This is a genomic window from Ruegeria sp. HKCCD4884 (assembly GCF_013110855.1).
GTDB lineage: Bacteria > Pseudomonadota > Alphaproteobacteria > Rhodobacterales > Rhodobacteraceae > Ruegeria.
The window spans coordinates 69,739-85,331 of sequence record NZ_WVRJ01000004.1; the positions used below are offsets into that span (position 1 = coordinate 69,739).

General features: G+C 55.2%; 15 protein-coding genes. 12 read left to right on the forward strand and 3 right to left on the reverse strand.

Annotated features, from left to right (window positions below; all coding sequences use genetic code 11):
* Nucleotides 1-570: 570 nt before the first annotated feature.
* A complete protein-coding gene (locus GS636_RS07380; protein ID WP_171183738.1) occupies nucleotides 571-1,371 on the reverse strand; it encodes a hypothetical protein in 801 nt (266 codons plus the stop codon).
* 729 nt (nucleotides 1,372-2,100) lie between these two features.
* Nucleotides 2,101-2,781 (reverse strand): GntR family transcriptional regulator, encoded by a 681-nt coding sequence (locus GS636_RS07385; RefSeq protein ID WP_171183741.1) that lies wholly within the window; start codon nucleotides 2,779-2,781, stop codon nucleotides 2,101-2,103.
* 124 nt (nucleotides 2,782-2,905) lie between these two features.
* Here GS636_RS07385 and GS636_RS07390 point away from each other — a divergent pair, with 124 nt between their 5' ends.
* From GS636_RS07390 to GS636_RS07440, 11 genes are all read left to right on the forward strand, one after another.
* Nucleotides 2,906-3,406: a TRAP transporter small permease gene (locus GS636_RS07390; RefSeq protein ID WP_171647443.1), complete on the forward strand. Its 501-nt coding sequence runs from the start codon at nucleotides 2,906-2,908 to the stop codon at nucleotides 3,404-3,406.
* 9 nt (nucleotides 3,407-3,415) lie between these two features.
* The gene (locus GS636_RS07395) at nucleotides 3,416-4,702 is read left to right on the forward strand and encodes a TRAP transporter large permease (protein ID WP_171183745.1); all 1,287 of its coding nucleotides are present in this window, start codon (nucleotides 3,416-3,418) and stop codon (nucleotides 4,700-4,702) included.
* Nucleotides 4,703-4,721: 19 nt separating this feature from the next.
* Nucleotides 4,722-5,732 carry a DctP family TRAP transporter solute-binding subunit gene (locus tag GS636_RS07400; protein ID WP_216602854.1) on the forward strand — a complete coding sequence of 337 codons (1,011 nt, stop codon included), beginning with the start codon at nucleotides 4,722-4,724 and terminating at the stop codon, nucleotides 5,730-5,732.
* A gap of 21 nt (nucleotides 5,733-5,753) precedes the next feature.
* Nucleotides 5,754-6,722 carry a C-terminal binding protein gene (locus GS636_RS07405; protein WP_171183748.1) on the forward strand — a complete coding sequence of 323 codons (969 nt, stop codon included), beginning with the start codon at nucleotides 5,754-5,756 and terminating at the stop codon, nucleotides 6,720-6,722.
* A gap of 43 nt (nucleotides 6,723-6,765) precedes the next feature.
* Complete coding sequence (locus tag GS636_RS07410) at nucleotides 6,766-7,416, forward strand: RraA family protein (protein WP_170464565.1); 651 nt, start codon at nucleotides 6,766-6,768, stop codon at nucleotides 7,414-7,416.
* Between the two features lie 65 nt (nucleotides 7,417-7,481).
* The gene (locus GS636_RS07415) at nucleotides 7,482-8,672 is read left to right on the forward strand and encodes an L-dopachrome tautomerase-related protein (protein WP_171647441.1); all 1,191 of its coding nucleotides are present in this window, start codon (nucleotides 7,482-7,484) and stop codon (nucleotides 8,670-8,672) included.
* Nucleotides 8,673-8,733: 61 nt separating this feature from the next.
* A complete protein-coding gene (locus GS636_RS07420) occupies nucleotides 8,734-9,651 on the forward strand; it encodes a sugar kinase (RefSeq protein WP_171669013.1) in 918 nt (305 codons plus the stop codon).
* Nucleotides 9,652-9,654: 3 nt separating this feature from the next.
* A complete protein-coding gene (locus GS636_RS07425; RefSeq protein ID WP_171669014.1) occupies nucleotides 9,655-10,359 on the forward strand; it encodes an SDR family NAD(P)-dependent oxidoreductase in 705 nt (234 codons plus the stop codon).
* Nucleotides 10,360-10,373: 14 nt separating this feature from the next.
* Nucleotides 10,374-10,901 carry a 2,4'-dihydroxyacetophenone dioxygenase family protein gene (locus GS636_RS07430; RefSeq protein WP_171669015.1) on the forward strand — a complete coding sequence of 176 codons (528 nt, stop codon included), beginning with the start codon at nucleotides 10,374-10,376 and terminating at the stop codon, nucleotides 10,899-10,901.
* Nucleotides 10,879-11,292, forward strand: a complete 414-nt coding sequence (locus GS636_RS07435) for a methylglyoxal synthase (protein ID WP_171183759.1) — start codon at nucleotides 10,879-10,881, stop codon at nucleotides 11,290-11,292. The genes GS636_RS07430 and GS636_RS07435 overlap by 23 nt, the downstream gene beginning before the upstream one ends.
* A 344-nt stretch (nucleotides 11,293-11,636) precedes the next feature.
* Nucleotides 11,637-13,181, forward strand: a complete 1,545-nt coding sequence (locus GS636_RS07440) for an amidohydrolase family protein (RefSeq protein WP_171669016.1) — start codon at nucleotides 11,637-11,639, stop codon at nucleotides 13,179-13,181.
* Between the two features lie 107 nt (nucleotides 13,182-13,288).
* On the opposite strand, the gene GS636_RS07445 is transcribed toward GS636_RS07440, so the two are convergent.
* Entirely contained in the window at nucleotides 13,289-14,242 is a 954-nt protein-coding gene (locus tag GS636_RS07445; RefSeq protein ID WP_171669017.1) for an SDR family oxidoreductase, read from the reverse strand.
* A gap of 168 nt (nucleotides 14,243-14,410) precedes the next feature.
* On the opposite strand from GS636_RS07445, the gene GS636_RS07450 reads away from it, so the two are divergent.
* Nucleotides 14,411-15,304 carry an AraC family transcriptional regulator gene (locus GS636_RS07450; RefSeq protein ID WP_171669018.1) on the forward strand — a complete coding sequence of 298 codons (894 nt, stop codon included), beginning with the start codon at nucleotides 14,411-14,413 and terminating at the stop codon, nucleotides 15,302-15,304.
* The last annotated feature ends 289 nt before the right edge of the window (nucleotides 15,305-15,593 follow it).

Consider the following 15,593-nt stretch of genomic DNA (forward strand, 5'->3'; position numbering starts at 1 on the left):
CAACTGCGAATGCATGTCAATCGTTCAACGCGGTGGAGAGTTGCCAAACGTTTGAAACGCGGGACTTTTAGATGGCAGCTTCCCTCTAAAAACGTCGCATCAAGTGTCTATTGCTCAGGCGAGACGAAAACAAACCGCAAAAATCAAGCTTCCCGTAATGGTAAGTAAATCCAGGTGGCGCTGGCGGGAACGGCGCTTTTCAGAGTCTGGATAAATGTCCGCTTTTTGAAGCGATTGCCCCACTGCCTTAGACTTGCTGCCAGATTTGTAATCCTCCCGAGGTTTTTTCGCTCGTTTGCCAAGTACACAAGTTGGTTGTTCAAGCAAAACACACCAACGGCAGATTAACCTCGGATAACAGAAGTTTAGTGACGAGTTGCGTATGTCGGGTTCGCGCCTATTCCTGACTTTTCAATTGCGGTCGACACCGGTGGTTGTGCCCTTCCGCAATCAAATTTCAATCAGAACGTTCGATCTAAAAACAGTCCACCGGACTGTCCGCTCAACAGACAAACAGGTAAAGTGCATGATGAACGCGGAGAAGTCTGCTGAGCGGCGTGATTGCGGAGCTTAAATGACCGGATATCGAGCAGGGTCTATACCGTGACGTTTGCAGACGACATCAATGTAGCTTCCTTCGGGCGGCAACCCACCGTAATGCGCCCTTATGTTGCTTCTGGTTTCGCCTTGGAAATGATGGAAACGAACCCAATCGGGTTCGTAGTCATCTAGACCACGTTCAGGATCCAAAAAACCGCGACGCGGAAAATACAAATGCCAGTGCTGGCCGCGACTGATCTCGCCGGTCGCGTTTAGGGCCCAGCGGGTGACACTGGGGCCGGTTGTCGTCCAGGGCAGGTCATACAGCGTAAATCGATCGCCTGCCTGGTATCGGTCAACTAACTTCTGTGTGCGTTCCGGTCCGAGCCAAAACGGAAATGGCACATCAGATTCCAAGAAGTTGATGATAAGTTTTAGGGCCAGTGAACCCTTTGGAAGACGCAGAACGCAGTTGTTCATCGAGTTGTTCCGCCTAATCAGGCCGAACAGATAATCGGAATTCACGTGCAGGGGATTTACGCAATAGATGTCCAGATCGACCCAGACGTAATCGGTTTTTTGCATCAGATAGATTCGGAACACATCCGAATACACCGCGGCGCGTTTGCGTGACGCATCAAGCTGGTCGGTTTTGCCCACGCCATATATTTCGCGGGCGTCATGGACGATGACACCGTCCGGGACATCAATGTCCAAATCCAGAACATAGAGATGATACGTGTAGCCATGGTCGAGAAAGGACTGAATACAGACTCGCTCCACGCAAGAGAGCGATTGTCCGTACCAAAAACTCGCCACCTCAAAATCCAAAACATCGTTCCCTTTGCAACGGTTTGATACAGTGTCTCTACCTAAGGGATTTGGAGGTCGTCAACGACCGGATGATGCTTCTCGATCGTTGTGTTTTATTGTCCACATGCCGATTGGTTCTGTGTCGATGTTTCTGCGTGAATCCAAGTGGAAGTGTATAATCGAAAAGAACCTTGGGCGGGTTCTGCAGACTTATTCAAGTTAAGTTGGATTCACCCTAGATCTGTCTACCGTTGTCGCATCTCCCATCAGTGCTTTTCCTGTAGATCCTGCCGCGCGAGTTCCTGTATTTGCAAACAAAGTGAACTCCTGCCTAGTTGGTTGTGCCTCTTCATCTTCGTGCGAATTTATCAGTCAACGGCGAAAGGCTTTGCCCAGCTTGGCTTTTACCGCATGATGTCAATAGGTTGATGGCGGAAAAGAAGTCAGTAAAACTAATCCTGCAGGTATTTGTTAAATATATAGTAAATTGATCTATGTTGAATGTATACCACGGTAGATACCACACAACGATCGATTTCAAACGAGGCACAGCGCAAGGTGTCTTATGACAAGATGTTGGTAAAACAATATAGCAGACACTCACACAGATTGCAGCTAAAGACCGCTTTGAGCCCAACGCCGACCTCGACTTTTTCGCGTGGTCTAGTCAATCGCGAGGGTAACCCGACCTTCGCTGCGGGTGCGAGTTGAGACGTCGTGCGTGCTGCAGGCAGGACACAGAAGCGCTTAATTCACGTGCTGGGTCTGGCTGTCCGCTTTAGTTGCGTCACTCCAATAGGACCCTTCTTTCCTGTCTATGTGGAGTTTCAGCACGTCTAGCGCTTTTGAAACATCGCCATTCTCGACGCACTGAAGCAACTCAATGTGCTCCCGATAGGACTTAGCCATGTGATCCGGGTGGTGCCCCAACCGGCTGCGCAATGCTGCCATTTTAAGAGCAATCGTCTGGTACGCGTCATTCAGAAACCGATTATCCGCACAATCAAACAGGCATTGGTGGAAAAGAGTATCCTGATACAAGTATTCTGCATCATCCGCCGCCCCTCGCGCCGCTTTCATCCGATTGATGCAATCGTTAAGCGCGGTATACAGCTCTTGCGGGTTTGCCTGCATGGCCGAGGTTAAAGCGGTTGTCTCAAGGCAGACACGCGCGTCGCAGAGCTTTGCCAATTCTTCGGGCTCCAAGTTGAACACGAAGGACCCACGTTGCGGTTCGACTACGAGCAGCCCTTCCATTTCAAGTCGATTGATTGCCTCACGAACAGGTGTGCGGCTGACCTCAAGGTTCTTGGCGATTCGAGCCTCAGACAGCTGCTCACCCAGTTCGAACTCGCCTTTGATAATCCGCTCGCGCAGGTTTTCGGTCACCAATTCCGTCAATGATTTCGGTCTGTTGAATGGGCTCATGTCGCTCTCCTCAGTTCGACAGTAGCAGCGATGTATCTGGCATACAATGTGTTAGTGTTGACACATTAGCATACTGTATGCCAGTTTTGATTCTCACAAAGAGACGGCATCGGGAGGGGCGTCTTTGCAAACTCTAGAAACATGGATTGTTGCATTGAATCGGGCGCTGGTGGCTTTGGCGCTCGCTACGGTCTTTGCAATCGTCTTTGCCAATGTGGTGGGGCGGTACGGTTTTGGTACGTCCCTGGCCTGGGTTGAAGAGGTCGCAAGACACCTAATGATCCTCGGCGCTTTTTGCGGTGCTGGTCTTGCCTTGCGAGAGGGCCGGTTGGTCGCGATCACCACAATTCCGGATTTGCTACCCGAAGCTCTGGCCCGACTGCTGCGCTGGGCCATCGTCTTCGTCATGTTTGCCTTCATGGCGACGATGCTGTGGCTGGGTGTCAAGTTCGTTGAATTCGGCTGGAACAAGGAAACCATGTCCACCGGCATTTCACGCGGCATCCCCTATCTCGCTATCCCAGTCGGGTGCGCTTTGTTCCTGATTCAGTTGGCCTTTTTCGCAAAACGTTTCGTAAGCCAAGAGTTTGAACACGGCCCCAGCGCCAAGAGCGAAGAGGCGTAGGTCTGAGCCATGGCAAAAACCCTGATCATCCTGTTCTTTGCGACGCTGTTTCTGGGTGTTCCCGTAGCCTTCACGATGGGGATCGCCGGCCTGTCGGCGATTTTTATCGACGGTTCATTGAACCCACTGGTCGCAACCCAACGCATGTTCGCCGGGATCGACAGCTTTCCGCTGATGGCGGTACCGTTCTTCATTCTCGCGTCTGAACTGATGACGGCATGCGGGCTAACAAACGCTTTGTTGCGCTTTGCCAACGCTCTGGTTGGGCATGTACGTGGTGGGCTGGGGCATGTGAACATCCTTGTGTCGATGCTGTTTGCGGGGATCAGCGGTTCTGCCCTCGCGGATGCAGCAGGGCCTTCTGCTATCGTCATGCGGATGATGCGTGAAGCTGGGTATGAGAAGAACTATGCCGGTGCTTTGTCCGCCGCGACAGCCACCATCGGTCCGATCATCCCACCGTCCATCCTGGCTGTGATTTTTGCGATCTCGACTAATGGAGTGACGGTCGCGGGACTATTTTTGGCTGGAATCGTGCCTGGGGTTCTGCTGGGCGTTGCGCTGGCCATCGCGAACCATATCGTGTCCACCCGCAACGGCTACCGCGGGCGCGAACATCGCGCCACCATGGTTGAATTGCGCAGTGCAACCCTGTCGGCCATTCCAGCGCTGATCATGCCAGCAATCATTCTGGGTGGTATCCTGTTCGGTGTGTTCACTCCGACCGAGGCGGGCGCGGTGGCCTCTGCCTATGCTCTGTTCCTTGGCTTCATCCTGCGCGCTTTCACGGTCCACGCTCTGTACGCCGCGTTTGTGCGGGCCGCGGTGGTGACGTCGTCGGTCTTCCTGATCGTGGCGATGGCGTCGATCTTTGCCTGGCTGCTGACTTATCTGCAAATTCCGCAGGAACTGGCCAAACTGATCACCCAGATCACCGAGAACCGTCTGGGCATCCTGTTCATTCTTGCGGCGTTCGCCCTGATCTGCGGCTTCTTCATCGACACGCTGCCCGCGTTAATCATCCTGACGCCGATCCTCGGCCCCATCGCTTATTCTGCGGGGATCGACCCGCTGCAATTCGGGATGATGCTGGTGCTGAACCTCACCATCGGAATGATCACCCCTCCGGTTGGTCCAGTGCTGTTCGTGATCGCCACCGTCGGACAACTGAAAATCGAACGCCTGTCAAAAGCGGTTTTGCCGCTGCTGCTGGCTGAGCTCGTGGTGCTGCTTCTGGTCATTCTCGTGCCGGGTGTCAGCACCTTCATCCCCAACTTCTTTGGATTTGCGAACTGACATGAAAGGGAGGAACCTCATGAAAACCATGTCGAAACTGATGACGGCAACAGCCGTTGTTGCAATGACCGCCGCCAGTGCGGCTTCAGCTAAAGAGCTGAAATATGCGCATTTTCAGGCCGCTGACCTGAGCTCGCCCAAACACGCCGCGGCGCTGGCGTTTGAAGCCTGCGTCGAGGGTAAGACCTCGGGCTCGATCGACGTTCAGATATTCCCGGCCTCGCAGCTGGGCGGAGGGTCCGAGATCATGGAAGGTTTGCAGCTGGGCACCGTTCAGATGGCAGCGATCCACGACGGCCCGATCTCGGCAGTCTACAAACCCTTCTCAGTTCTGGCGATGCCCTACCTGTTCGACGATCAGGCGATGGCCTGGGCGGTGATGGACGGTGAATTCGGTGACGCGCTGGCCGAGGATATGCTGGCAAAGACCGGCATCCGCAGCTTTGGTGTGGCCGATAATGGCGTGCGTAACTTCACCAACAACGTCAAGCCCGTGGCCGAGCCTGCCGATATGGAAGGCCTGAAAATGCGTGTAATGACCGCGCCTGTATGGGTGACTCTGGTTGAAAGCCTGGGTGCATCGGCAACGCCCGTTCCGTGGCCGGAACTGCCTGGTGCGCTGCAGCAGGGCGTTGTGGACGGTCAGGAAAACGGTGTGACAAACATTGTCAACGCCTCGCTGTATCAGCACCAGAAATACGTCTCTCTGGATGGGCATGTATTCAGCTGGCACGCCTATCTGATGTCGGACATGTTCTATGAGAGCCTGACCGATGACGAGAAGAAAGCCGTCGAGCAGTGCGTTGAAATCTCGAAAACGATCCACCGTGGCATGACCGCCGCGCAGGACGCCAACGCCACCGCGATCCTGTCGGAAAAAGGCATGGAGGTCGTGCCGGTCAGCCCCGAGCAAAAAGCCATGTTCCGCGAAGCCGCGCAGCCCGCCGTGCGTGAATACATCGTCGGTGAGATTGGCGAGGAATGGCCGGATCGCCTCGACGCTGCCGTCGAAGCCTACAAGGCCCAGTAACCCATGCCGAGGGACCGTCACATGACCCGCCAAACCATAGCAATCCTTGAACCCGGCTATGCCGCCTATGACACCGAGGCCTCGGTGCTGGCCAAGCAGGACGTTCAGATCGCGCCGGTCGGGCCAGAGACTGAGGCGGTCCCGGCTTTGCAGGCGCTGGACCCGGTCGCCATCCTCGTGCGGGAACGTACCGTGGATGCGGCCGTGATCGACGCCTGTCCGAACCTGAAAGTCGTCGTCCGCTATGGGGTGGGCGTCGACAACATCGACCTGGACTACGCCCGGTCGCGCGGCATCTATGTCGTAAACGTCCCCGATTATGGCGCCGAAACCGAGGTCAGCGAACACGCGCTGGCGCTGTATCTGGCGGTGCAGCGGCGCATCCCGTCACGTGATGCTGAAGTGCGACAAGGCCAATGGGGTATAGGCCAAGCAGCCCTGATCCCCAGCCGCGAAAACGCCACCCTTGGCCTGATTGGGTGTGGCAAGATCGGTTTACAGGCAGCCCAGAAATTCCGTGCGCTGGGGTTTGCATCCGTGTTGGTATTTGACCCGTATATGAGCGACGACGCTGCCCAAGCGGCAGACGTACAAAAGGTGGATTTGGCTGATCTTTGTAAGGCCGCAGACGTCATCAGCCTGCACGCACCGCTCACCCCTGAAACGCGGCATATCCTGGATGCCGAACACATCGCACTGATGAAGCCAAGTTCGATCGTGATCAATGTATCGCGCGGGGGCCTGGTCGATGAGGCTGCGCTGGCCGATGCTCTGAACCAGGGGCGCATATTTGGCGCGGGCATCGACGTGTTCGAACAGGAACCGGTCGCCCCCGACAACCCGCTGCTGCACAGCGCCAACACAATCGTGTCCGATCATGCCGCCTGGTATTCGGAACGCTCGGTTGCAGTCCTGCAGCGCAATGCAGCCGAAGAAATCACCCGCGTTCTCAACGGGTATCAGCCCAAAAGCTGGAAAAATCCGTGGTGAGACGCCCCGCTTTCTAACTATCTGACCCAAGAGGATAATACTCATGAACACTCAAGAACTCGTTGCCGGGTTTCGCGAAGTGGCCACCGCATCCGTCGCAGATGCGGTTGACAAGATCGCAGGTAAAACCGGCTTTCTGCCTGCCTCGATCAAGCCGCGCATCAACGAAAAGAAAATCGTTGGCCCTGCCGTGACCATTCTGGAAGGTCCGACAGATGAATTTCTGCCACCCCAGCACGCGCTGGACGCCATTGATGAATCCGAGGCCGGTTCGGTCATTGTGATCTCGACCAACGGCACCACTGACGTTGCCCTGTGGGGTGGTCTGATGACTGCGGGCGCTGTCGCCAATAAGCACGAAGGCGCGGTTCTGGATGGCGGTGTCCGCGATCTGGTGGAAATCAAACGTGACTATGACTTCCCGGTCTATTCCCGCTGCGTCAGCCCAGGCACTACGCTGGGCCGTATCCGGACGCTGGCCTCGAATGTCGAAGTGGCGATGGGTGAAGTCATCGTGCACCCAGGCGATATCATAGTAGCCGATATTGACGGTGCGGTAGCTGTGCCGCGCGACCATGCCGAGGCAATTCTGGAAATGGCGCGCGAGATCGACGAGCGCGAAGCCGAACAGGCCCGCCTGATCATCGAAACCGGCTCGCTGCGCGAAGGTCTGGCGAAATACGGTCGCATCTAAACCAAACGTCCCGCAGGCCGCGGCAACGGCCTGCGGAACACCAAAACTCAGCAAGGGAGGAATACATGCTGAAACGACTGCTCAACACGGTGACCCTTACCGCCGTTCTGGCCACCCCGGCGCTTGCAAACGAGCCCGAGGTAGTAGCGGAATGGAACAGTCTGCCTTATGCCGTCAAGGACGAGGCGACAAAATCTGCCTGGGAAGGCAGCGAGATTTTCGGCAAGGCGCTGGTTCAGGGCGCCAAGGTCGACAGCCAGGGTAACATTTATGTGTCCACCGCGCGCTGGGGCGGGGCCGAGATCCCCTCGACCGTCTCGAAACTGGTCAAGAACGGCGACACGTGGGAACTGGAGGCGTTTCCGTCTGAGGAAATGAACAGCATGTCGAACCCTGATGGCCTGAAAGCCGTTCTGGGTTTTGAGATCGACCGCAACGATGTGATGTGGATCCTGGATCAGGGCCACGTGGCCGGCCCTCCGTTTGAAGACGGTGACGCCAAGCTGGTGCTTTGGGATCTGAAAGAGAACAAGGAAATCCAGCGCTATGTCTTCACAGCGGAAGAAGCGGATCGTCAGTGTTCTTTTCTGAACGATCTGGCCGTCGATAACGACACCGGCTTTGCCTATATCGCGGACAGCGGCATCTTCTGTGACCCACTGCATGGCGGCCTGATCGTATTTGACAGCAACACCAACTCGGTACGCCGCATTCTGGATCAGCACCGGTTCACCAATGATGAACCTAATTTCTTCTTCAACATCGACGACCGCCTGGTCCTGAAGAATGGCGGCATGCGCACCGGTGCTGATGGCATCGCGTTGTCGGGCGACAAGGAAACGCTCTACTGGACCAATTTGACCGGCAATCACCTGTATAGTTTGCCGACCGAAATCCTGCGCGATTTCGAGACCAATGAAACGGTTATCGAAAACGCGGTTGAGGTTGCCGCAGTGCTGCCCTCGAACACCGATGGGATGACGGCGGACAACGCAGGCAACATCTACATGACCGCGCTGTCACTGGACGGGATCATGAAGTTCGATGAATCCACGCGCGAGGTCAGCCGTTTCGTCCACCACCCGGAAATGAACTGGCCCGACACGCTGGCCTGGGGACCGGATGGTGAGATGTATGTGGTGTCGAACCACCTGCACATCTGGGTCGATGGCGACATGAATTTTGAAGACCCCGAAATCCCGAACTTCCGAATCTGGAAGATCCCGGGTGTCGGCCAAAGCTATACGGCCGAATAATCCTCCCATACAACTTGGTCAGCCCCAACGGGCTGACCCTTTTACGTGAAATGAGACACCAATGACCCCCGATATTCTGTGCCTTGGCGAACCGATGCTGGAGTTTAATCAGCAGCCCGATGGGAACTACCTGCCCGGACATGGCGGCGACACGTCGAACTGTGCCATCGCCGCTGCGCGTCAGGGTGCATCCGTAGGTTACGTGACTCATATCGGGGCCGATACCTTCGGCAATTCGTTTATGGACCTTTGGCAGGCCGAAGGTGTGGATGTGTCGACCGTCCGCCAGGTTGCGGACGCTCATACCGGGGTCTATTTCGTAACGCATGGCGCAAATGGGCACGAGTTCAGCTATTTTCGCGCGGGATCTGCCAGTAGCCGAATGGGACCTGACGATCTACCTGTTGCGGCTCTGGAGGCGGCAAAACTTTTGCATGTGTCTGGTATAAGCCAGGCGATTTCGGACATTGCCGCGGACTCCGTATTCGCGGCTATCAAGATCGTAAAACAGGCGGGTGGTCTGATCTCTTACGACACCAATCTGCGCTTGAAACTTTGGCCGATCGAGCGCGCACGCGCGGTGACTCATGCGGCAATGGCGCAGTGCGACATCGCCTTGCCGGGTCTGGATGACGCCGAACAGCTGACAGGGCTGTCCGATCCAAACGCGATCACGGATTTCTATCTGGACCTCGGTGCCAAAATCGTGGCCCTGACGCTTGGAGCTGAAGGCACTTTGGTCGCTACGCCTGACAAACGAGAGCGGGTCAAAGGCCGCAGGGTAGAAGCTGTCGACGCTACAGCAGCAGGTGATACTTTTGACGGTGCATTCCTTGCGCGTATCGTCGAAGGTGATGATCCTTTCACTGCCGCCCGCTACGCCAACGCCGCCGCAGCCCTGTCGACTCAAGGGTACGGTGCCGTTGCTCCGATGCCGAGGAAGAATGCTGTCGAAGCGTTTCTGTCGGAAGGTGACTGACCGATGAAACACGCCGTGATTATTGGTGGAACCCGCGGGATTGGTGCTGGCATCGCGGACACTTTGCGCGCCAAAGGATGGCGTGTGACGGCCACAGGGGTTGGTGCGGAAGAAGTGTCGGAATACGCGGCGCGACATTCCGATGACACCTGCACGCAGTTGGACGTGCGCGATATCCAGGCCGTTTCCGAGTTCTTTACCGGGATCGAAAAGCTGGACGGATTGATCAATTGTGCAGGCATTCTGGTACGCGGCGCCGAATACGAGATCGAGACGTTTGAGAAAGTGATCGACATCAACCTGACTGGTACAATGCGCTGCTGTTTGGCGGCCCAGCCTCTGTTGGCTTCAACAGGCGGTGCTGTCGTCAATACGGCTTCGATGCTTACGTACTTTGGCGGCCCATTGGTTCCGGCCTATTCCGCCAGCAAAGGTGGGGTTGCCCAGTTAACCAAGGCTTTGGCCGGGAGATGGGCCTTAGATGGCATCCGTGTGAATGCGGTGGCTCCCGGATGGATTGAAACCGAAATGACCGAAGCTTTGCGCGCCGATCCGAGCCGTAACCAGCCGATTCTGGGCCGCACCCCACTGGACCGTTGGGGCAAGCCATCCGAGGTTGGGGCATTGGCCGCGTGGTTGCTATCTGACGAGGCCGCTTTTGTGACCGGAGCCATCTATCCTGTGGATGGTGGCTATTCCGCAATGTAAAAAAGGACAACCCCATGCCAGTTCAAGGACAAGACGACGATCCAAGAATGCCGTATCAGTTGCCATTCCCGAAGGATGCGCAAGAGGAGATCGTCATACCCGACGCCGTTGCACGGGATGAGCGTATCTGGGTTCCCCAAACCGAGAACGTGTCGTTCCGGCCTTTATGCCTGAACAGGTCGCAAGGCTATTGGATGAACCTTCTGCGCGTCCGGAAATCAGGTGTCCTGTCCCGGCATCGGCACCCTCAACCCGTGCATGGGTTTGTTCTGAAGGGGCGCTGGCACTATCTGGAACATGACTGGGTCGCACAAGAAGGCGGCTATGTATATGAGCCGCCGGGTGAAACTCATACGCTAGTCGTGCCCGATGATGTGGATGAGATGATCACATACTTTCAGGTGAACGGAGTAATGCTCTATGTCGACCCATGGGGCAAAACCATGGGTTACGAGGACGTCTTTACCAAGATTGACATGTGCCGTAAGCACTATGAGGAAGTAGGTCTGGGTGCGGATTATGTCGAGCAATTCATCAGATAGTCGGCTGCAACTGGCATTGGTTGCGCATGACGCCAAGAAAGACCTGATGGTGGAATGGGCCACAAGGCATATCGAAACTCTGCGTCAAGCCAGCATCTTTGCGACAGGCACTACTGGTGGGTGTATAAAAGCAGCTCTGCCCGAGCTTCAACTAACCGCACTCAAAAGCGGTCCGTTGGGAGGCGATCAACAACTTGGCGCAATGATCTGTGAGGGTAAGCTCGACGGCCTATTCTTCTTCATAGATCCAATGTCACCGATGCCTCATGATGTGGATGTCAAAGCTCTGAGCCGCCTTGCGATTGTCTATGACTTACCTTTCGCAAGCAGTCCAAGCACAGCGGATTTCGTTTTGAACGGAGTTTTCGGTAGAGATTTAGGTAAAGAGTGACTGGCAGTTTTCCGACTTCTTTGGGGAATTCGATGCATTTGCGAGAAGAACTCTACCAATTTCAAACAAGTAAAATCCTAGGGTCTGCTACTACGATCATGCTTATGCGGTTTTTCTGCAGCGAATGACTGCTTCCCGTCCTTTTCTGCGGATTTCTGAGTCTGCAGGGCGTCCGATTGTGCGCCCGCAACGAAGGGCAGTAAAGTCCGCAAAGCGGTTGTTCGAGCCGACCACGGCCAACGTCTGCCCCGAGCCCAAAGGGGACATTTATGTTTCAAAAGTCGCAATGGTGACTGTTCATGCTACTTTCCCACGGAGTTGGGTTTTCTAGTGAGGTTCCTTCGATGAAATTTCTATCCGCACTGCTTGTATTATTCCCAACACTGTTAAGCGCGCAGCAATTGGATGTGGCGGTTAACAACGGACGTGTCATTGACCCAGAAACCGGTTTGGACGCAGTTCGAAGTGTCGGAATTGTCGGTAACGAAATCACAGAGATTTCAGAGGAACCGCTCGACGCAGCGACGGTGATTGACGCGACGGGTTTGATAGTTGCACCAGGCTTCATTGATCTTCACTCGCACTCAGTGATTGATCTTCCAGCCAACCGTCTTCAGGCGTTGGACGGAGTAACAACGGCACTCGAACTAGAATCTGGAGTGCTACCTATCGGCCAGTGGTATGATGCCACTGAAGCGGAGGGGCGTGCCACCAACTTCGGGGCAACAGCGTCTTGGACGTTTGCTCGCATTGCTACGATGATAGACGAGATGCCGCCCGTTGAACCTACGGCAACTTGGTATCAGAGTGCGTTCGCGTATCCACGCTGGACTACGGACGTCTCCACCGACGAAGAACTAGAAGATGTACTCTCCTTGCTGCAACAGGGCCTTGATGAAGGGGCACTCGGGATTGGTGTCAACTCTGGGTACGTTCCCGGTGTCGGTTGCAAGGAACTTCAACGTGTTTGGGAGACCGCAGCTGAAAACAACGTTCCGATCAGTACACATATGAGGAACTGGTCGCAGGTTGATCCATTGAGCTCTCTGGAAGGTCTCAACATGGTCCTCGGTCTGGCTGCAACTACTGGTGCGCGAACTAACATTTGCCACCTGCATTCAACAAATCTCCACGACACACTTACGGCCGCCGAAATGGTGGCGTCGGCGAGGGAATTGGGTGTCGATGTGACGACCGAGGTTTATCCCTACGGGATCGCAACAATGCCTATTGCCTCCGCGGTGCTCTTGCAGGAGGGCGACGAGTTTCGAAACCGGATGGGCATCGATTTTGACTCAGTTCGCCTAGTGGCCAAACAGCGTTGGATCGAAGACGAAGCTGATATCCGCAAGGAGCAAGAGGAAGATCCAGGGCAATTCATAATTATGCAGTATTTAGATGAAAAGAAAGCCAGTGACGCTGAAATCCTGAAGCAGGTAACAGCAAAACCATGGATCGCCATCGCATCCGACTCCATACCTTACACTCTCCCAGATGGGACTCCGGTTATGGGGAGCACTTGGCCCGTACCCGAGAATGCGCAATCAAATCCCCGGAGCGCTGGCACGTTCGCCAAGTTTTTGAGAGTCTGGGTGCGAGAAGATCAACTTCTGGATTGGCCTCAAGCTATCGCAAAAGTTTCGCTAATCCCTGCGCAACTCTTTGACGGTCTCGTACCTTCAATGGAACGCAAAGGGCGTCTGCAAGTAGGTATGGACGCAGACATCACCGTATTCGACCCAGACACGATCAGTGATCGAGCCACCATCGACAAACCAGCAGAAGCTTCGGTGGGCGTAGAGTACCTTCTCGTCAACGGAACAGTGCTCATCAGTGATGGAGAGATCGACACAGATTTACTCCCAGGAAAAGCAATAAAGAACAAATAACCTACAACTTCAAGCGGCAGCTCCGAGCCCCATTCTACTAAATGCTGCACAGTGCACAAATGTCCGATTGTGGGTGAAGCATCACCAGCCGCAGGGGAACCGTTGAATTAAATCTCCCACTTCAAGCCTGTTTCTTGTTCAGTGACCTCCCAAAGCCTTGCCATGACGGTTTTGTCATACGCATGCGGGTTTAATGTGCCCCTGCCGACCGGGCCAACGGCTTCTAAGCGGCCTGTTGGTCCGTAGAGTGCGCGTTGTTCAGTCAAAGTCTCTTCGGTGGCGCACATGACTTCGGGATAGGACCCTTGCTCGGCCGTTTGAACCATCGGTGTCTTCGTCATCAACCACCAGATGAACCGCATCGTCCGGCTGCCGCTCGTGCTGATCAGTGACGTTGCCGACGAGCCGGGATGGCAGACATAAACCTCGACCTCGGTGCGCCCTGCGGCGGCAAGCCTGTCCTGTAATTCATAGGCGAACATCATTTGCGCCAGCTTGCTTTGTGAGTAGGCGGTATTCGGCCCGTAACTCTCTTCCCAGTTCATGTCGTCGAACTTGATCGTCTTCAGACCCATGTTGTAACCGAGACTGGCGACAACAACGATCCGACCTTTCGAGGCTTCGATCCGCTCAAACAGAAGACCACAGAGTAGGAAGTGACCGTAATGGTTGGTGCCGAGCTGGCTCTCGAATCCATCCTCTGTAAGCTTGCGGGTTGGTACCTGCGCGATGGCAGCATTGCAGATGAGCGCATCAATCTGGGGAACGGAATTTAGAACCTCGTCCGCAGCTTCACGCACGCTTGCGAGCGAGGCCAAGTCCATGCGTATGAAGATCACTTCTGCTTCACTGCCGAACTCGCTCTTCAGGTCCGCAACAGCTGCCTGAGACTTCTCAGCCGAACGGTTCAACATCACGACCTTGGCGTTCTTTTTAAGGAGCGTCCGTGCGGCCTGGAACCCGGCACCGGCGTTGGCACCCGTGATGAGGTAGGTCTTGCCAGAGAGGTCGCCGAGGCGCTCAGGCATCCAGCCTTTGGGTCCAAATGTGGTATCTGGCATCTTTTGTCTCCTATCCGCGTTGGCGCATGGGCCAAGCGAACTTTGTATAAGCATGGAAATGCAGATAGCTCTCATCAGAACGCAGAAACAGGCGAGAATGTCGCAAATACTTGCCCGATTATATCAAGATAGTTGTCAGCATCGATCTGGAGCCTTTACATCGCTCTTATGAGCAAGGATCAGATCAAGCAAATCATCGCAGACCGAACCGCAACGGACGGCCTGACCGACACGGGCATCAAGGGTGTACGGCTGTTTCGCACCACGCAATCAATCCCCTGTGTTCCAGCTGTCTATGAGCCCTGTGTCGTGGCCATTGTGAGTGGTGTAAAGGAAGCCGTTCTGGATGGCCGAAGATACGAATACGACAACAGTCAATACCTCTGCTGCCCAATGTCGATGCCGGTCAAGGCGGGGACGCCTTTGGCCTCGCATGACAACCCTCTCTACGGTGTTATGATCTCACTGGAACAACGTGTTATGGCCGAACTGGCGATGGAAATGGAAAATGCCGGGGGCGTTCTGCCTTCGGTCAAAAGAGAAATGCGGGAGCTGGGAATTAGGCTCGCGCGATGGGACGACGGGTTCACGGAAGCGCTGCTGGGGCTACTGCGGCTCGGAGACAGCGAGATGGATACAGCAGTTCTCGGCGAGGCGCGATTGCGTGAGCTGCTCTATTCGATCCTGAAGGGAGAAGCTGGCACCTTCGCACGGCAAGCATTTGGTGCTGGCAACGCCATCGCACGTTCAATTGCGCATGTGTCCTTACACCTGGATACGCCGATCTCCATAGAGGATATGGCAAGCCGAGCGGGGATGAGCCGGGCGGTCTTCCATCGCAAATTCAAGCAGGTCACGACGATGGCTCCAATCCAGTTCGTCAAGACGATGCGCCTCAACAACGCTGCCATGAAGATCGCGGGCGGGATGCCGGTGAACGAAGCCGCAATGGACGTTGGTTACGTCAGCCCGTCCCAGTTCAGTCGCGAGTTCAGGCGCATGTATGGGCAATCGCCGAGGCAATGGGGAGAGGCACAGAAACTACTGGTCAAAGTTGCTTGAGGCTGACTTGCGTGAGCAGAGCGGACCTTGGAGCCACCGCAGTGAACGGAAGCTTTGTCCGCAAAGCGGTCACTCGCGATACTCAGGCGAGCGTCTACACCGAGCCCAAGGCGGAAACATACGCATATTGAATTTCTTGGCCGTATCTACGGAAACCACAACCCATTGGGTGCATGATCACCAGCGCGATCGTCGCTTGGATGCTCCACTTGGCCTAAAAACTAGCCATCGAGAAATGCGGCGTGACGCCAAAGCAAAACAATCAACATCAATCTGGATCAATTTATGC